This is a genomic window from Aliisedimentitalea sp. MJ-SS2, assembly GCF_032586155.1.
Classification (GTDB): Bacteria; Pseudomonadota; Alphaproteobacteria; order Rhodobacterales; family Rhodobacteraceae; genus JAWHTC01.
On the sequence record NZ_JAWHTC010000002.1, the window covers coordinates 359,201 to 376,703 of the forward strand.

Annotated in this window: 15 protein-coding genes and 1 tRNA gene; 5 read left to right on the forward strand and 11 right to left on the reverse strand. The window is 61.1% G+C overall.

Features of this window, described 5'->3' with window-relative positions:
* Nucleotides 1-219: 219 nt before the first annotated feature.
* From RXV86_RS08225 to RXV86_RS08240, 4 genes are all read right to left on the reverse strand, one after another.
* Nucleotides 220-295 (reverse strand) — tRNA-Trp (locus RXV86_RS08225).
* Between the two features lie 251 nt (nt 296-546).
* Nucleotides 547-1,851 carry a tetratricopeptide repeat protein gene (locus RXV86_RS08230; protein WP_316299021.1) on the reverse strand — a complete coding sequence of 435 codons (1,305 nt, stop codon included), beginning with the start codon at nt 1,849-1,851 and terminating at the stop codon, nt 547-549.
* A 160-nt stretch (nt 1,852-2,011) separates the two neighbouring features.
* A complete protein-coding gene (gene tuf, locus RXV86_RS08235; protein ID WP_316299022.1) occupies nt 2,012-3,187 on the reverse strand; it encodes an elongation factor Tu in 1,176 nt (391 codons plus the stop codon).
* 179 nt (nt 3,188-3,366) lie between these two features.
* Nucleotides 3,367-3,993, reverse strand: coding sequence for a hypothetical protein (locus RXV86_RS08240; RefSeq protein WP_316299023.1), 627 nt, complete (start codon nt 3,991-3,993; stop codon nt 3,367-3,369).
* A gap of 124 nt (nt 3,994-4,117) precedes the next feature.
* Between RXV86_RS08240 and RXV86_RS08245 the strand changes: the two genes are divergently transcribed.
* Nucleotides 4,118-5,470 (forward strand): cytochrome P450, encoded by a 1,353-nt coding sequence (locus RXV86_RS08245; protein ID WP_316299024.1) that lies wholly within the window; start codon nt 4,118-4,120, stop codon nt 5,468-5,470.
* 130 nt (nt 5,471-5,600) lie between these two features.
* Nucleotides 5,601-7,049, forward strand: coding sequence for a pyridoxal-dependent decarboxylase (locus RXV86_RS08250; RefSeq protein WP_316299025.1), 1,449 nt, complete (start codon nt 5,601-5,603; stop codon nt 7,047-7,049).
* A 3-nt stretch (nt 7,050-7,052) separates the two neighbouring features.
* On the opposite strand, the gene msrA is transcribed toward RXV86_RS08250, so the two are convergent.
* The 3 genes from msrA to ilvD form a co-directional block, all read right to left on the reverse strand.
* Nucleotides 7,053-7,559, reverse strand: a complete 507-nt coding sequence (msrA, locus tag RXV86_RS08255) for a peptide-methionine (S)-S-oxide reductase MsrA (protein WP_316299026.1) — start codon at nt 7,557-7,559, stop codon at nt 7,053-7,055.
* Complete coding sequence (gene msrB, locus RXV86_RS08260) at nt 7,556-8,002, reverse strand: peptide-methionine (R)-S-oxide reductase MsrB (protein ID WP_316299027.1); 447 nt, start codon at nt 8,000-8,002, stop codon at nt 7,556-7,558. Before msrB ends, msrA begins: the two co-directional genes overlap by 4 nt.
* Nucleotides 8,003-8,095: 93 nt before the next feature.
* Nucleotides 8,096-9,928: a dihydroxy-acid dehydratase gene (gene ilvD, locus RXV86_RS08265; protein WP_316299028.1), complete on the reverse strand. Its 1,833-nt coding sequence runs from the start codon at nt 9,926-9,928 to the stop codon at nt 8,096-8,098.
* Between the two features lie 143 nt (nt 9,929-10,071).
* Here ilvD and RXV86_RS08270 point away from each other — a divergent pair, with 143 nt between their 5' ends.
* On the forward strand, nt 10,072-10,551 hold the full coding sequence (locus RXV86_RS08270) for a hypothetical protein (protein WP_316299029.1): 480 nt from the start codon (nt 10,072-10,074) through the stop codon (nt 10,549-10,551).
* Here the strand turns inward: RXV86_RS08270 and RXV86_RS08275 are convergent.
* From RXV86_RS08275 to RXV86_RS08290, 4 genes are all read right to left on the reverse strand, one after another.
* Nucleotides 10,472-12,250, reverse strand: a complete 1,779-nt coding sequence (locus RXV86_RS08275) for an SLC13 family permease (protein ID WP_316300205.1) — start codon at nt 12,248-12,250, stop codon at nt 10,472-10,474. The genes RXV86_RS08270 and RXV86_RS08275 overlap by 80 nt on opposite strands.
* Nucleotides 12,250-13,206, reverse strand: coding sequence for a DMT family transporter (locus RXV86_RS08280; RefSeq protein ID WP_316299030.1), 957 nt, complete (start codon nt 13,204-13,206; stop codon nt 12,250-12,252). The genes RXV86_RS08275 and RXV86_RS08280 overlap by 1 nt, the downstream gene beginning before the upstream one ends.
* On the reverse strand, nt 13,203-14,015 hold the full coding sequence (locus RXV86_RS08285) for a TIGR00282 family metallophosphoesterase (RefSeq protein ID WP_316299031.1): 813 nt from the start codon (nt 14,013-14,015) through the stop codon (nt 13,203-13,205). Before RXV86_RS08285 ends, RXV86_RS08280 begins: the two co-directional genes overlap by 4 nt.
* A 69-nt stretch (nt 14,016-14,084) precedes the next feature.
* On the reverse strand, nt 14,085-14,963 hold the full coding sequence (locus tag RXV86_RS08290; protein ID WP_316299032.1) for a LysR family transcriptional regulator: 879 nt from the start codon (nt 14,961-14,963) through the stop codon (nt 14,085-14,087).
* A 98-nt stretch (nt 14,964-15,061) separates the two neighbouring features.
* Between RXV86_RS08290 and RXV86_RS08295 the strand changes: the two genes are divergently transcribed.
* Complete coding sequence (locus RXV86_RS08295) at nt 15,062-16,513, forward strand: aldehyde dehydrogenase family protein (protein ID WP_316299033.1); 1,452 nt, start codon at nt 15,062-15,064, stop codon at nt 16,511-16,513.
* Nucleotides 16,513-17,499, forward strand: coding sequence for a membrane dipeptidase (locus RXV86_RS08300; RefSeq protein WP_316299034.1), 987 nt, complete (start codon nt 16,513-16,515; stop codon nt 17,497-17,499). The genes RXV86_RS08295 and RXV86_RS08300 overlap by 1 nt, the downstream gene beginning before the upstream one ends.
* The last annotated feature ends 4 nt before the right edge of the window (nt 17,500-17,503 follow it).

Here is a 17,503-nt window from a genome sequence, read left to right on the forward strand (position 1 = left end):
CTCTTGCACAGTCAGGATCGGTTACCCGGAGAACTTTCCGGATCAAACCCGAACGCATAGTTGGAGAAATGGCGGCCTGTTCGTTTGGCATATGCGGGCAGCATGGGCGCACAGTGAGGGAAATTCAGCACAACATGGGCGAGATGCGGGATAAACAGCCCAAAACCCGAAAGGCAGGATGCCGTTCTGTGCTAATTTTCCGGTGCTTTTCCGAGTATTTGGCAGGGGCAGCAGGGTTCGAACCCGCGACCTACGGTTTTGGAGACCGTCGCTCTACCAGCTGAGCTATACCCCTAAGGCCGAGGCAGGATTTAATACCGCACCAACCTGATTGCAAGCCGGAATGACAGTATTTCCGGATCATACCTGCAACAATACCCGGTCAGGGCGGCGCACACCCGTAAACGGTGCGCAAGGCGTTTTCTTCGTCCCCTGACGATACATGCGTGGCAGCTTGCAGTTCATGTTGCGGCACCAGCGGGACCGTCGCTGCCTAGGCGGGGCCTCGACCCGTCTTCACACCGGAAACATGGGCCTCACCCTCACTCACTCATGCCTTGCACGCAGGGCAAGCGCACGGGCGGTCTGATCATTCTCGATCAGAAGCTTGGCAAAATCACCGACATAACCCTTGGGAAGACCCGTTTCGATCGCCTTGTCGAACAGCACCTCGGCCTCGTCGAACTTCCCGTGCAAAACCTTGATTCTCACCTCTAGAAACATCAGCCCGTTCATCCAGGGCGCAATCTCCAAGCCCGCGGAAACAGCTTTCTCCGCCGTGGCAAGATCGTCCTGTTCAAGAGCAATCCGCGCCAGAAGCTTATGGTCATACCCGTCGGCGTCGTCCCCTTCGACATTGCGCATGATCATCGCGCGTGCATCATCCAGCCGGTCATTGCGCCATAAGAAATACGCGGTCCAATAGCGGTAGAAGCTCGACGCACCATGCGCCTCACCCGCCTCGAGCAGGGTCGTCATTGCCAGGAAATCCATACCCATTTCCGAAAAGGCCCGCGCCTTGAGCACAACACCGTCAGAGCGTTTCGGGGCGATCTCAACCACCAGTTCGGCGTCCCGCAGCGCCCGGAACGCATTGCCGTTCACACGCGCGATGTTCGAGCGCCAAATCAGGATTTCGACATTGTCCGGACGCAGCTCGGCCGCCGCGTTGATGTGCTCCAACGCCTCTTCGTTGCGACCGATTTCGAAGAACACCTGGGCCAACCCTTTGCGCGCATTGGCGTCAGATGCGTTCAGTTCCAACGCCCGCTCAAACGGCTTGATCGCCTCTTCGAAACGTCGCTCTTCATACAGGATCCAACCCTTGGTACGCAGGTTCCAGCGGTCCTCGCCCTGGATCGACAGGGCAACGTCGACCAGTCTCAGCGCCTCGTCCGCTGCCAGCAACTCACCCCAATACCCGGCGGCGGCATAACCGGCCCACCCATCCCCCGATGGCCCGGCATCAAGCGACACCTGGAACAGTTGCATCGCCTTGACGTAATCCCCCTGGTCATAGGCCACCCAGGCCAACCCGTTCAGCCCCCGGTGCTCGCTGGGATCGAGTTGTAAAATCTCGCCATAGGCGGCTCTGGCTTTCTGCCACTGTTCAAGATTGCGATATGCATCGCCCAGATTGTCCAGAATGCCGATATGCTGCCGCCTGCTATAACCGCCCTCGTCAAGCGCCTTCTGGCATATCCCGATCATATCCTCGTTCGGGGCATCGTAATCAAGGCAGACCCGGGCATGGGTTTTCTCGGAACTGTTCAGACTGGCCTTGGCCACAGTGCCGGTCGGATGCAGGCAAACGCCCACCGTAAGACCCAAGAAACCGATAACCCTAAACACCTTCCACAGCTCCGTTTCACATCCAGCCGCTTCATCGACGGCTTGCCCAAGAAGGCATCAATCCGTTTGAATTGCAAACACTTCAACAAATCTCAACAGCCCATCCGAAACGAAAAAGGCCGCCCCAAAGGGCGGCCTCTTCATCCGGATGTGATCCGAATTACTCGATGATTTTTGCGACGACGCCGGCACCGACGGTGCGGCCGCCTTCACGGATGGCGAAGCGCAGACCGTCTTCCATGGCGATCGGCGCGATCAACTCAACCGTGAACGACACGTTGTCGCCCGGCATCACCATCTCGGTGCCTTCGGCCAGTTCAACCGTGCCGGTCACGTCCGTGGTCCGGAAGTAGAACTGCGGACGATAGTTGGCAAAGAACGGCGTGTGACGGCCACCCTCTTCCTTGGTCAGGATATAGGCCTCGGCCGTGAACTTGGTGTGCGGTGTCACCGAGCCCGGCTTACACAGAACCTGGCCACGCTCGACACCTTCACGGTCAACACCGCGCAGCAGGGCGCCGATGTTGTCGCCGGCTTCACCGCGATCCAGCAGCTTGCGGAACATTTCAACACCGGTGCAGGTGGTCTTGGTGGTGTCGCGGATGCCGACGATTTCGATCTCGTCGCCCACGTTGATCACGCCACGCTCGACACGGCCGGTCACAACGGTACCACGACCCGAGATCGAGAACACGTCTTCGATCGGCATCAGGAACGGCTGGTCAATCGCGCGCTCGGGCGTCGGGATGTAGGCGTCAACCTCTTCCATCAGCTTGCGGATCGAGTTCTCACCGATTTCCGGATCACGACCTTCCAGCGCGGCCAGGGCCGAACCGGCCACGATCGGGATATCGTCGCCCGGGTACTCGTAGCTCGACAGCAACTCGCGGATTTCCATCTCGACGAGCTCCAGAAGCTCTTCGTCGTCAACCTGGTCAACCTTGTTCATGTAAACGGTGAACGCGGGGATACCAACCTGGCGACCCAGCAGGATGTGCTCGCGGGTCTGGGGCATGGGGCCATCGGCCGCCGAGCATACCAGGATCGCGCCGTCCATCTGCGCCGCACCGGTGATCATGTTCTTCACATAGTCAGCGTGGCCGGGGCAGTCGACGTGGGCGTAGTGGCGGTTCTCGGTTTCATACTCGACGTGCGCGGTCGAGATGGTGATGCCGCGCGCCTTCTCTTCGGGGGCACCGTCGATCTGGTCGTAGGCCTTGAAGTCACCGAAATACTTGGTGATCGCCGCCGTCAACGTCGTCTTGCCGTGGTCAACGTGACCAACAGTCCCGATGTTCACGTGCGGTTTCGTGCGTTCAAACTTTTCCTTTGCCATCGTCCGGCGCCCTTTGCTTGTGGCCCCCGGATTTGCACGGCGGGCCAAGTTTCACTCCGCGCGCCGTTTATTTGGTTATGGTCAGGAAATCAAGGCCCGGATGCACTTGGCTGGCGTAAAATCGGGTCGCGCAGAAGCGTTCGCCCTTCCGCGCGCTTGGCAAGCCGACAAAACCCGGCTTACTCCTCAGTTGCTTCTTCGATTTTCTCTTCGTCCGACACGACCTCTTCCTCAACCTTGGCCACATCATCCTTCTTGTCCTTGAACCAGCCCTCGGCGCGATCTTGTCTGCGCAGGTAGTTCTGAATTTCCTTGGCCACGTTGCGCGCCAGGCCCTGCATCTGCTCTTCTTCTGTCTGGGTATAGCCTGAACCAAGGATCGTATGACCGCCAAAGCTCTCTATCACGGTGATCTGTTCGGGCTTTTCAGTCAGCTTCTTGCCAGCCGCGTCATCCCACACAGTGACGTTCACGATCAGGATCGATTTCGGGCTGACTAATAGCGGGATACCGGGCTGCGCCAGGACATAACCTTCAAGGCTGATACCAAAATGGTAGAACTTGTCGCCCTCGTAACGGCCAAACCGTTCATCCATCGCATCCGTCATCGCAGCGATGAACTTGTCCTTGTCGGCGTCGCGTGACAGTGGCCCCTTGACCATGTTCGGGGCCACCACGACATTGTGGCCCAGCGCGAAATTGCCCAACGCGACGGGGGGTTTATCCAAGTCATTTGCGTTGGTACAGGCGACCAGAAAACTCAGCCCCAGTAAAAGCGTTGCATTGCGAAAAATGGCGCGAAACATGGCATCCCCCTTGGTTGCAAGCTCCTCGATAACGCAGGCAGGCCATGCGTGCAATCACAAGAACAGGCGTTTGAAACACGCACCCCGCCGCCTATATCATCATGTAACTGTCGTGGAGGGCGATATGAGTTCTGCCGATCTTCCGGTACATGTGCCGCTGGTCACCCAGCCAATGGGCATTCTTGCCAGCCTCAATGCCGCGCGGCGCAACCTTCTGGAAATCCTGCCCGAGATTGCCACCCGCCAACCGATGGTCTCGGGACGCACCGCCAAACGCTGGCACATGGTGATGGACCCCGATGCTATTCGCCGGATGCTTCTGGAAAACCTCGACAATTACCCGAAATCTCTGGTTACCAAGAACCTTCTGAAACCGGCGATCGGTGACTCGCTCTTTATCGCCGAAGGGGCGCATTGGCGCTGGCAACGCCGCGCCGCCGCTCCGGCCTTTTCCCATCGCAACGTCACCAACCTTGCCCCGGTGATGTCCGCAGCGGCAGAAACCAGCCTCAATCGGATCACGGCTGCAGGCCCCCGCGCCGTCGACATGTATGTCGAGATGGTTCGCGCCACTTTCGAGGTGATCGGCAACGTCACCTTTTCCGAAGGCTCAAGGTTCGAGCCCGAAGAGGTCCACCGCGCCATCGACAGCTATATCGACGCCGCCGCACGCCTGTCGCTGTTTGACGTGCTGGGGTTCCCCGATTGGGTGCCCCGCCCGGGCCGTATCTTCACCGGGCGCGCGGTGAATGACATGAAGGCGCTGGCAGACGGTGCGGTCGAAGCTCGGGCTGCCAAGGGGCCGCGCGACATACCCGATCTGCTCGACCTGTTACTCGAGGGCGAAGACCCGGAAACCAAGCGCAAGATGAACACCGCCGAACTGCGCGACAACCTGCTGACCTTCATCGTTGCCGGTCACGAAACCACCGCCCTCACCCTGTCATGGGCACTCTACCTCTGTGCCTTTGATCAGGACGTGCAGGCCCGCGCCCGAACCGAAGCTCAATCCGCCCTCGATGGCCGCATCGCCACCGCTGATGACCTCGACAACCTCCCCTTCATCCGCATGATCGTGGACGAGGCCCTGCGCCTTTACCCCCCTGCCGGAATCATCTCGCGCACCGCACAGGAACACGATGAGCTGTGCGGGCGCGAGGTTCTGCCCGGCGACACGGTAATGATCCCGATCTATGCGCTGCACCGCAACCGTGTGCTCTGGGATGGCCCCGATGCCTTCCGCCCAGACCGCTTTGCCGACCGCAAATCGGTGCAACGCTTTGCCTACCTGCCCTTTGGAGACGGACCACGCATCTGTATCGGCGCCAGCTTTGCCATTCAGGAGGCGGTGATTATCCTCGCCACCCTATTGTCGCGCCGACGTTTCCACCTTGTGCCCGGGCGCACACCGAAACCGGTCATGATCCTGACACTGCGCCCCGAAGGCGGGGTCTGGCTCACCTCGGAACCGGTGTGATCCGGCGCGCCCTCCGAAACCGACATCTTTTCCATCCTGTCTTGCCGCGAACGGTAGCCTTGCCTATCCAAGCCACCTAATGTGCAGCCGTTGACGCTCCGCTTACGCTCACCCCACGGAAGGATTGCGCATGTCCCCCAAGGCCACCGAAATGTCCAACACCAGCCTCGACCCCGAGGATTGGGGCGAGTTCCGCGCCAAAGCCCATGACCTGCTCGAGGCCTGCCTCGACCGGCTGGAACAGGCCCGCAACCTGCCTTGGCAACCGGTCCCGCAGGATATCCGGCACAGCTACGTGCTGCCCGACAAGGGTGCCGCCTCGGACGATCTGACAACCGCCCTGCGCGAGACTGTGATGCCCTACAACACCGGCAACACTCATCCCCGCTTCTTCGGCTGGGTCCATGGCACAGGTATGGCCGAGGGCCTGCTTGCCGAAATGGTTGCCGCCACGATGAACTCGAATTGCGGCGGGCGTGATCACGGCATGGTTTACGTTGAACGCGCCGTGATCGATTGGACCCGCCGCCAGATGGGGTTCCCCGACACCGCCTCGGGCGTCCTGGTCACCGGCACGTCCCAGGCAACGGTTATCGCGCTCTCGGCGGCCCGGTTGCGTGCACTGGGGCCCGAGGTACGCACAACCGGCCAGGGCGCCCAGCGCTTGACCGCCTATGCCGGGGCGGGCATCCACAATGCTGCCCGCAAAGCGATCGAGCTTCTTGGCATCGGTTCAGACAACCTGCGCCGGATTCCCCAGATCGATGGGCAGGTCGATATAGCCGCGCTGAAACGACGGGCCGCACAAGACCGCGCCGACGGCGCCATTCCCTTCGCCCTCTTCGGCACCGCCGGATCGGTGGACTTCGGCCAATTCGACGATCTGAACGCGCTGGCCGACGTCGCGGCAGAGGAAAACCTCTGGCTGCACGTCGATGGCGCTTTCGGTGCCTGGACACGACTGGCGGATGCCCCATGGCGCGCGCTCAGCGAAGGGATCGGTCGCGCCGACAGCATGGCCTGCGACTTCCACAAGTGGATGTATGTTCCCTACGAATGCGGTCTTGTTCTGATCCGTAACGAGAACGAACACCGCGCCGCCTTTGCGGCCCGTCCCTCCTATCTCGAAGCTATGGACACTGGCCTTGCCGGCGGCGATCCGTGGTTTTGCGACTATGGCATCGATCTGTCACGTGGCCCCCGAGCCCTGAAAGTCTGGAGCGCGATCAAGGCTCACGGCGCCGAAAAGCTGGGCAAAGCCATCACCGCCAACTGCCACGCCGCCGCGCAAATGGGCGCGTTGGTCAGCGAGACACAGAACATGCAACTGGCGGCCCCGGTGGTGTCGAACCTCTGCGTTTTCACGGCCGATGCATCCCTCGACCCCGAAACGCAAAGCAATTTGAACATGCGCATCGCCCAGGATCTTCAAAACTCGGGTCAGGCGGTGTTCTCAACCACCTGGGCCCAGATCAACGGACACAAGGTCACCTGCCTGCGCGCCGCAATCACCAATCATCGTACCCGCCCCGAGGACGTTCAAGCGGCCATGGATGCGGTAATCACGGAACGCGGCTAGGTCCTATTCCCCGGCCGCCCGTTTCGGCAAAACCCACCCTGCCCGCGGGAAGTGGCAGGTATAACCGTTGGGAACCCGTTCCAGGTAATCCTGATGCTCCGGCTCCGCCTCCCAGAAGTCACCCACCGGCTCAACTTCGGTGACAACCTTACCCGGCCACAGGCCAGACGCCTCAACATCTGCAATCGTGTCCTCGGCCAACGCCATTTGCGTCTCGTCCGCATAATAGATGGCCGACCGGTACGACATGCCCCGGTCATTGCCCTGACGGTTCGGCGTGGTCGGGTCGTGGATCTGGAAAAAGAACTCCAGCAGGTCGCGATAGCTGATCCGTGCCGGGTCAAAAACTATTTCGATCCCCTCGGCATGGGTGCCGTGGTTTCGATAGGTCGCGTTGGGCACATCGCCGCCGGTATATCCCACCCGCGTGCTCTCAACACCGGGCAGCTTGCGGATCAAATCCTGCATACCCCAGAAACAGCCACCGGCCAGAACTGCGCGTTCGCTCATGCCACATCCTCCACCTGATCCAGATAGGCCCCGTACCCTTCGGCCTCCATTTCGTCCTTCGGAATGAACCGCAACGAGGCCGAATTGATGCAATAGCGCAGACCGCCATGCTCGGGTGGCCCATCCGGGAACACGTGCCCCAGATGGCTGTCCCCATGTTTCGAGCGCACCTCGACCCGCACCATCCCGTGGGTCAGGTCACGATGCTCGGTAACATGCGCAGCTTCCACCGGCTTGGTGAAACTCGGCCAGCCGCATCCGCTCTCATATTTGTCTCCCGACACGAACAGCGGCTCACCCGACACGATATCCACGTAAAGACCCACCGCCTTGTTCGTGGTCAACTCGCCCGACCAGGGCCGTTCGGTCCCGCTCTGCTGGGTGACGCGAAACTGCTCCGGTGTCAGGCGGGCAATTGCGTCTTCGGTCTTTTCATAGCTCATGAAGTGTCCCTTTCACGCTGTGCCCCCATTAAGTGCGCGTGGCTCTGGCTTTTTCAACACCTCTCATCAAATCGTGACAAATGCTTCGGTCACTCATGGCACACGCCGGAAACCGCCCTTGTCAGCGCTTTCGGCAAAGGCTGCGTAAACCCGCAATGCCGCGCTTACCTCACGATTGCGTCCAACCGCCCGCCACGGCTTGTCGCTAGCCTCCATCTCGGCCCGCCGCTCGTCCAGTTCCGCGTCGGACACCAGCAATTCGATTTGCCTTGCAGGAATATCAATAGCAATCCGGTCCCCCTCGCGGATCAGCCCAATCGCCCCACCCGCCGCCGCCTCGGGCGACACATGACCAATCGACAACCCCGCCGTCGCGCCGGAAAACCGCCCATCTGTGATCAGCGCACAACTGTCATCCACGCGTGTCGCCTTCAGGCTCATGGTTGGCTTCAGCATCTCCTGCATGCCCGGCCCACCCCTGGGCCCTTCATAGCGGATCACCACCGCCGAACCCGGCTCAATCTGCCCGCCATCAATCGCCTCCAACGCCGCATCCTGATCGTCAAACACCCGCGCCACCCCTTCCCAGCGCAACATCTGCTTGGGCACCGCCCCGGTCTTCACGACGCATCCATCGGGCGCGATATTGCCGCGCAGCACCGACAGCCCGCCCTCTTGCGAATAGGCATTCTCGATACGGCGAATACACCCGTTTTCACGGTCCAGGTCCATCTCTTGCCAGCGCATGTCCTGGCTATAGGCTTGGATCGTCCGGCGCCCGCCCGGCGCTGCGCGATAGAAATGGCTGACCTCTTCATCCCCGCTTTGCAGGATGTCCCACTTGGCCAATTGCTCGGCCATCGACTGCCCCGACACGGTCATCGCGCTATCATCCAGCACCCCGGCCCGCTGCAATTCGCCCATCAGCCCCATGATGCCACCGGCGCGGTGCACGTCCTCCATGTAATAGTCCTGCGTCGCGGGCGACACCTTGCACAGATACGGCACTTCACGGCTCAACCGGTCGATATCCGCCATGGAGAAATCCACGCCTGCTTCCGCTGCCATCGCCAGCATGTGCAGGATCGTGTTGGTCGACCCACCCATGGCGATATCAACCTTCATCGCATTTTCAAACGCCGCCTTGCCAGCGATTGCGCGCGGCAAGATCGCCTCGTTGTCGTCTTGATAAAACGCCTCTGCCAACGCGACGACCCGTCGCGCCGCTTTCTGAAACAAATCCTTCCTGTCCGCATGCGTCGCCAGCATCGACCCATTCCCGGGCAATGCCAAACCAATCGCCTCGGCCAGGCAGTTCATCGAATTGGCCGTGAACATCCCCGAGCACGACCCGCAGGTCGGGCAGGCGTGATCCTCGATCGCCTGTGCCGCATTGCCCTGCTCAGGATCAAAGGCCGCCACATAGGCCTGGATCGGATCAACCCGTGTGACTTCTTTCTGCCCCGGCAGCCGCCCGGCCTCCATCGGCCCGCCGGACACGAATATCACCGGAATATTCAGGCGCAGCCCCGCCATCAACATTCCCGGCGTGATCTTGTCGCAATTCGAGATACAGATCATCGCATCAACGCAATGGGCATTGGCCATATATTCGATGCTGTCGGCGATCAACTCGCGGCTGGGAAGCGAATACAGCATCCCGTCATGCCCCATGGCGATCCCATCATCCACGGCGATGGTGCTGAATTCCCGCGGAATGCCCCCCGCCGCCCAAATCTCTTCGCACACCAACCGCCCCACTTCGGCCAGATGGACGTGGCCTGGCACGAACTCGGTGAACGAATTGGCCACTGCGATCACCGGCTTGCCGAAATCCTCTTTCTTGACGCCACCCGCCAGCCACAACGACCGCGCCGCCGCCGCCGTCTTTCCCTCCGTCACGATCGATGATCTCAGTTTCGGCATGTTTCCCTCCCCGTAGGGTGGGCAATCTGCCCACCTTCCCACCCCGACAAAATCACCCTCCCCGCCTTCAAACAACCACCCTCAGGGAATTTCCCGCGCATTTTCCCCATGAAACCGTCCCTGCGCATTCCCAACTCAACCCCATGAACAGACGCCAATTCAATACCCGTCTCACCGCACTGGGGCTCGCCCCCTTGGTGCCATCCGTCGCTTCTTCCAGCGCGGTGGGTCCGCTGTCACCCGCGGCTTCAGCGCAATATCCCTGGGCGCTGCAATATACCCGTGTGCACGGATCCTGCTCGCCTGCCCGCTTGGCCAAGGCTTTGAAGGTAAAGCCGGAAATCGCGGGGCAGCTTTTTGCACGATTGCAGGCGAACGGTATTGTCTCGGCCCCCGGCTTCACCGGCATCGCCCGCACGGTCAACCCGATTGACTGGAACCTGCAAAGCGCGGCCTCTCCGATGCAGAAGGCCGGTCGTACACTTCAGCGACTACACGACGCCTTCCGCAAAACCAGCGCTCCAGAACCGGACGAGCAGCCGCTCAAAGAGGCCAGAAAAACGGAATCAGCACACTCGCCAGTAGCCCAATCGACAGGTTCAGCGGAACACCGACCCGCATGAAGTCGGTGAACTTGTAGCCACCTGGGCCATAGACCAGCATGTTGGTCTGATAGCCAATCGGCGTGGCAAAGCTGGCGCTTGCCGCCACCATCACCGCCACCACCAGCGGCCTTGCATCAATCCCCATCGCATCCGCCAGACCAATGGCAATCGGCGTGACCACCACGGCCACCGCATTGTTGCTCACCATCTCGGTCAACACAGAGGTCAGCAAGTAAATCGCCCAGACAATCAGCGCCCCCGGCAACAGCGCCAAAAACGGCGCCACCGCCTCTACGATCAGCTTCACGGCACCAGACGCTTCGAGCGCCGCCCCGATCGCAAGCATCGAAAAGATCAGCGCCAGCAATCGTCCGTCAACAAAGGAAAACGCCTCGTCCGCGTCAATGCAGCGGGTGATTAGCACCGCGACCACGGCCAGTATCGCCAGCATGAAAATCGGCGCCACGCCGAACCCCGCCAGCGCCACCAACGCGATCAACGCAATAATCGCAATCGGTGCATGTTGCCGCCGAAACGCCCGCGCCGTCGGTTGGCTGACATCCACCATGTCCATGTCAATTGACAGGCGCTGAATGTCCGCCGGAGATCCTTCCAGCAACAGCGTATCCCCGACCCGTACCACGAGGTCATCCAACTGCCGCCCGATATTCTGGTTCTTGCGATGCACCGCCAGCGGATAAACCCCGTACCGCCGCCGCAACCGCATCGAACCCAGCGACCGCCCGATCATCTTGCACCCCGGCGTAATCAGCACTTCAACCGTCGTGGTTTCAACCGCGCTGACCTGTTCCACGGGTTTCAAGCTCTTGTCCTGTTGCAGGCTCAGCAGCTCGGCCATTTGCGTGCGCAAGACCACACGGTCCCCAGCCTGCAACGTCACCCCGGCCAAGTCGCGCCGCAGCGAGGCATCGCCGCGCAACACGTCAATCAATCGGACACCGGCCCGTTTGAACATCTGCACGCCAGTGACTTCCCGCCCTATCAGCTCGCTTTCCGGTGGGATCACGGCCTCAGTAAAAAACTTCATCTTCGACCGATCAGACAAAAGCTGCGCCATGCTATCGCGATCCGGCAACAGCATCGGCCCGACAAAACGCAAATAGATCATCCCCCAGATCACAAGGATGATGCCCAGCGGCGTGACCTCGAAAATCGAAAACGCCTTCATCCCCTGCGCGCGCGCCACACCATCGACAAGCAGGTTCGTCGACGTTCCGATCAGGGTCAGCGTCCCGCCCAGGATCGCGGCATAGCTCAACGGAATCAGCAACTTGGACGCTTTCAACCCCATGGTCCGCGCCAGTTGCACGAATACCGGGATCATCACCACCACAACCGGTGTATTCGACACCACCGCGCTGGCCAGGATCACAAAAGCCAGCAAGAGCCCAATCGCCAGTTTCGGGTTGGTTCGCGCCTGTGCATCGGCGAACTTGGTGAACGCGTCCAGCGCCCCGGTCCGCACCAGCGCGCCCATCACGATGAACATCGCTGCGATCGTCCACGGTGCTGGATTCGACAACACGGTCAATGCCTGATCGTAAGGCAAGACCCCCAGTGCCAACAGAACCGCCGCACCGGTCATCGCCACCACCTCGGTGGGATAGGTCTCGCGCAGGAACAAAACAAACATCGCCAGCACCACGGCTATAGTGATCATCGCCTGTCCGGTCTGTCCAATCTCGAGGGCTGCCATCATTGCGTGGGGTCCATGTTGTCAGCTGCCTTATCCTCACCCGGCTGGCCCGCATCCGCAAGCCCCGCGTTATCGCGCGGTTGCACCAGGAACAACCCGATCAGCATCAATCCAAGCGCAGCCCAGAAATACCCGGAATAGCGTTCCCCCAGGATCAGCATGGCCCAGACCACACCGAATCCGGTCACAAGATAGGCAACCTGGCCCGCAAAAACCGGCCCGGCGCGCCCGACCAGCCAGACATACCCGACATAGACAAAGGCATGGATCAGCGAGCTGGCCATGAAGGCATAATCGGGTGCGCCCCAAGGCGGGCGCGGGTCGATCCACGTGCCGGTCATGACCGCCAGTGGCAGGGCCATCAACGCCCCCACGATCGACGCCCCGCACAAAAGTTGTGTCGGCCCGGCCCCGCCGGTTCCCCATTTGGCCACCACATTGCCCTCGATCCCGTAGAGAAGCGGCGCAATCAGCGCCACCGGCAGCCATGCCAGCATCCCCGGATCGGGCAACCCCGTTGGTCCTGCCAGCAACGCCACACCGCCGATACCGCACATGAGGCCCAGAACCCGCAGCATCGACATCCGGTCCAGCCCCAGCATCAGCGCAATGGGAAAGGCAAACATCGGCACCGCAGCAATCGACACCGACATGACACCGGACGGCAGGTGCCGCACCGCCTCATAACTTGCCGTATTCGGCAACAAGGTACCGGTCAGCGCGATCAGCACATAAAAAAAAACCTGCCTGCGCCCCAATGGCAGCCCCCGTCGCCGGATTGCCAGCACAACGCCCAGGATCACCGCGATGATCACCATCTGCCAGAAGATCAGCCCGAAATGGCGGTATCCCTGGCTCACCACGATCTTGGACAACGGCTGCGTGATCCCCCAACCCGCGCCGAACAGGCACAGTATCGCGGTCAGCCAGATCCGTTCCTTCAGCCGCGCGCTCAAGGCCCGGCCTGTTCCAGCCGCCCGCCCTGGCGCACCATCTCGATCCGCGTCGCCTTGCCGGTCCTGTCATCGGTCTCGACATAAACGCCCGAAAGGGTGGCCTCGTCCTTGGCCGGGACAAACCGGGTTTTGCTCATCCCGGTCACGAAACGCCGCATCGGCTCGGCCCGCTCCATCCCGATCACGCTCAGGTAATCGCCGCACATCCCCGCATCGCTCTGAAACGCCGTGCCCCCGGGCAGGATCTGTGTATCTCCTGTGGGCACATGGGTATGGGTGCCCACAACAAGGCTCGCCTTGCCGTCGCACCAATGGCCCATCGCCATCTTTTCGCTGGTGGCCTCGCAATGCATATCAACAATCGACGCCTGCACCATGCCGCCCAGTGGGTGCGATTTCAAAACACCCTCGATGGCGCCCCAAGGGTCATCAAAGGCGCGTTTCATGAACACTTGCCCCAACACCTGCGCCACCAGCACCTTGCGTCCGCGCGTCGCCTCGAACACCCGTGCACCCTTGCCCGGTGCGGTCTTGGCATAGTTGACGGGGCGCAGGATACGCGGCTCGCGTTCGATGAACTGCAGCATATCCTTCTGGTCAAACGCATGATCGCCCAGCGTGATGCAATCGGCGCCTGCCTCCAGGATCAGCTTGGCATGCTCGGCGCTGAGCCCCATGCCGTTGCTGGCATTCTCGCCATTGACCACAACGAAATCCAACCGCCACTCTTCGCGCAGACGCGGCAGGTTTTCCACGATGGCCCGCCGTCCGGCCCGGCCCATCACATCGCCAAGGAAAAGTATCTTCATGGCCTACCCCTAGGCGCAACATTCGAAGGGGGCAACCCCCGTAGGGTGCGTGATTTCACGCACCACGCCTTACGTCCCGGCCCAGTCGAACCCCAGCAGGATATCCCAAAGCTCCCCTGCGAATTTCGGAAAGGCCGTGCCCTCGCGCAGCAACAGGCTGACATGCCTCCTCTCCTGCACCCCCGCCACCGGGCGAAACACCAGGTCCTCGCGTTCGGCCTGCACCACCGACTGCGGCAACACCGTCACCCATTTCCCGGTCCGCACCATCGCCAACAACGACGTGGTGTTGTGCAATACCACCTTTGAGCCGGCAATCGCCTGCTGGAACGCCCCATCTCCGATCGAGTTGATCAGGTTGTTGCGGATGAACCCCGCCCCGGCGACCTGATCAATCGTCGGCTCTGGCTCCTGCCGGGCAAGACGGTGATCCGGCGCACAGATCACGCCATAGCGATCCCGGAACAGCCCGACCTGCCGGATACCGTTCAGCGTATGCTGCCCCGACACGACGCCGATATCGGCCTGCCCGCGCATCAGCGCGTCGATCACCTGCTCGGTATCGGTATCGCGCAGCTCGACGCTCAATCCCGGATGCCGACTTGTCAACTCCCCGATGGCAAAGGGAAACACTCTTGCCGCCACGGAAGGGATCGACGCCACCCGGATCAGCCCCTCGGGCGAGCGGGCGCAGGTCTCGATGGCCGCAAGCGTATAATCGAACTGGCGCAGCTCGGTCTGCGCCAGTTCGAACACCTGCTCTCCCAACCGGGTCAGCCGGTTTTTTCGGTCACTTTCAAACAACCGCCAGACAAGGTGTTCCTCAAGCTGTTTCAACGTCATCGACACCGCCGACGGGGTCCGCCCCAGACGCGCGGCGGCCTCGGACAGGTTGCCGCTCTGGGCCACGGTTACGAAGGTGCGCAGCATTTCGATCTTGATCGCCACAGTTTCAACTTTCTTGAAATTTCATTCAATCATTTTAGTTTGACTGACATTGCCCTGTCCAGCCATCCTGCCGCCAAACTTCCAAATGGAATCGAATGATGTCTGACACAAAACTCAACTTCGTGGCTGGTGAATGGGTCTCGGGTGACTCCGAGATCGAAAATCGTAACCCTTCGGACCTCTCCGACCTTGTCGGCATGTTCGCCCAGGCGAGCAGCGATCAGCTCGACGCGACGCTTGACCAGGCCCATCAGGCCCAGCGCGAATGGGCCGCCTACGGGATGGAGCGCAAGCAGGCGGTGCTGATGAACATCGGCAACGAGCTGATGGCCCGGGCCGAGGAACTTGGCACCCTTCTGGCCCGCGAAGAGGGCAAACCCTTTGCCGAAGGCAAGGGCGAGGTTTATCGCGCCGGTCAGTTCTTTACCTACTACGCCGCCGAATGCCTGCGCCAACTGGGCGAAAACGCCGACAGCGTCCGTGACGGCGTTGAAATCGACGTGCGCCGCGAAGCAGTGGGCGTTGTTGCCGTGATCAGCCCGTGGAACTTTCCCACCGCCACCGCCTCGTGGAAAATCGCCCCGGCGCTTTGCTATGGCAACGCGGTGGTGTGGAAACCCGCCAACATCACCCCCGCCTCGGCCGTTGCCCTGACCGAGATCATCTCGCGCCAAGACATTCCCAAGGGCCTGTTCAGCCTCGTCATGGGCTCGGGCCGCGCTATCGGCCAGCGCCTGGTCGAAAGCCCGAAAGTGAACGCCATCTCCTTCACCGGCTCGGTTCCCGTCGGCAAAGGCATCGCCGCCGCCGCGATCCAGAACCTGACCAAGGTGCAGATGGAAATGGGGTCGAAAAACGCCCTCGCCGTGATGGACGACGCCGATCTCGATCTTGCCGTCACCCTTGCCCTTGGCGGCGCTTTTGGCGGGACCGGGCAGAAATGCACCGCCTCTTCGCGCCTTGTCGTGCACGAGGCCATCCATGATGCCTTTGCCGAGAAACTGGTCGCAGGCGCCAAGGCGATGAAGGTCGGCCACGCCCTGGCCGAGGGCACCCAGATGGGCCCGGTTGTCAGCCAGCAACAGCTTGACGAAAACCTTGCCTATGTCGATCTGGGTCGCTCCGAAGGCGCTGAACTGGCCTGCGGCGGCGAACGTCTGACCATGGAAACCGAAGGCTTCTACATGTCACCCGGTGTCTTCCTGAACACCACCAATGACATGCGCATCAACCGCGAGGAAATGTTCGCGCCCCTGACCAGCGTGATCAAGGTGGGCAGCTATGACGAGGCCTTAAGCGTCGTCAACGACACCAATTTCGGGCTGACCTCGGGCATCGTCACCCAGAGCCTTGCCCGCGCCACCCATTTCCGCCGCAACGCCCGGACCGGCGTTGTCACCGTCAACCTTCCCACCGCCGGCACCGATTATCACGTGCCCTTCGGCGGGCGCGGTGACAGCTCTTATGGCCCGCGCGAGCAAGGCAAGAACGCAGCCGAGTTCTACACCACGGTCAAAACCGCCTATATCAGCGCCGGGAGCCCGGTCTGATGCGTCCCGCACCCAGAATAGACGGGCTGCAATACGCCAACTGGTCGGAAAAGATCTTTCGCCAGATGCGCGAGGGGGGCGTGGACGCGGTCCATGTCACAATCGCCTATCACGAGAATTTCCGCGAAACGGTGCTGAACTTCGAGCAGTGGAACCGCTGGTTCGAACAATACCCCGACCTGATCATGAAGGGCCTGACCGCCGCCGATATCGACACCGCCCGCGAAACCGGGCGCACCGCGATTTTCTTCGGTTTCCAGAACCCTTCGCCCATCGAGGACGATATCGGCCTTGTCGAAATCCTCCACACCCTCGGCGCGCGGTTCATGCAGCTCACCTATAACAACCAGTCGCTCCTCGCGACCGGCTGTTACGAAGATTACGACGCCGGTCTGACCCGCATGGGCAAACAGGTCATCCGTGAAATGAACCGCGTTGGCCTTGTTGTCGACATGTCCCATTCCGGTGACCGCTCGACTATCGACGCCGCCGATCACTCCGAACGACCCATCGCCATCACCCATGCCAACCCGCATGAATGGCAACCGGCCCTGCGCAACAAGCGCAACGAGGTCATCCGTGCCGTGACCTCGAATGGCGGCATGTTCGGCTTTTCGCTCTACCCCCACCACCTCAAGGGCAAGACCGACTGCACCCTCGAAAGCTTCTGCGAGATGATCGCGCGCACCGCTGAAAAGTTCGGCGCCGAGCATCTCGGCATCGGCACCGACCTCTGCCAGGATCAACCCGACAGCATCGTCGAATGGATGCGCGTCGGTCGCTGGACCAAAGAAATCGACTATGGCGAAGGCTCGGCATCGGCCCCGGGCTTCCCACCAATGCCCAACTGGTTCCAGGACAATCGCCACTTCGGCAATATCGAGGACGGCCTGCGCAATACCGGCATGGACAGTTACGAAATCGCCGGAATCATGGGCGGCAACTGGCACCGCTTTTTCGCCGAAAACTTCGGCCCCAAGGAGTAGGAAA

What these genes read in the sequence shown, in the direction of transcription:
- RXV86_RS08270 (WP_316299029.1), top strand. Translation starts at nt 10,072, where the DNA reads ATGAACAGACGCCAATTCAATACCCGTCTCACCGCACTGGGGCTCGCC.
- RXV86_RS08240 (WP_316299023.1), bottom strand. Translation starts at nt 3,993, where the DNA reads ATGTTTCGCGCCATTTTTCGCAATGCAACGCTTTTACTGGGGCTGAGT.
- msrA (WP_316299026.1), bottom strand. Translation starts at nt 7,559, where the DNA reads ATGAGCGAACGCGCAGTTCTGGCCGGTGGCTGTTTCTGGGGTATGCAG.
- msrB (WP_316299027.1), bottom strand. Translation starts at nt 8,002, where the DNA reads ATGAGCTATGAAAAGACCGAAGACGCAATTGCCCGCCTGACACCGGAG.
- RXV86_RS08300 (WP_316299034.1), top strand. Translation starts at nt 16,513, where the DNA reads ATGCGTCCCGCACCCAGAATAGACGGGCTGCAATACGCCAACTGGTCG.
- ilvD (WP_316299028.1), bottom strand. Translation starts at nt 9,928, where the DNA reads ATGCCGAAACTGAGATCATCGATCGTGACGGAGGGAAAGACGGCGGCG.
- RXV86_RS08285 (WP_316299031.1), bottom strand. Translation starts at nt 14,015, where the DNA reads ATGAAGATACTTTTCCTTGGCGATGTGATGGGCCGGGCCGGACGGCGG.
- RXV86_RS08250 (WP_316299025.1), top strand. Translation starts at nt 5,601, where the DNA reads ATGTCCCCCAAGGCCACCGAAATGTCCAACACCAGCCTCGACCCCGAG.
- RXV86_RS08295 (WP_316299033.1), top strand. Translation starts at nt 15,062, where the DNA reads ATGTCTGACACAAAACTCAACTTCGTGGCTGGTGAATGGGTCTCGGGT.
- RXV86_RS08275 (WP_316300205.1), bottom strand. Translation starts at nt 12,250, where the DNA reads ATGGCAGCCCTCGAGATTGGACAGACCGGACAGGCGATGATCACTATA.
- RXV86_RS08245 (WP_316299024.1), top strand. Translation starts at nt 4,118, where the DNA reads ATGAGTTCTGCCGATCTTCCGGTACATGTGCCGCTGGTCACCCAGCCA.
- tuf (WP_316299022.1), bottom strand. Translation starts at nt 3,187, where the DNA reads ATGGCAAAGGAAAAGTTTGAACGCACGAAACCGCACGTGAACATCGGG.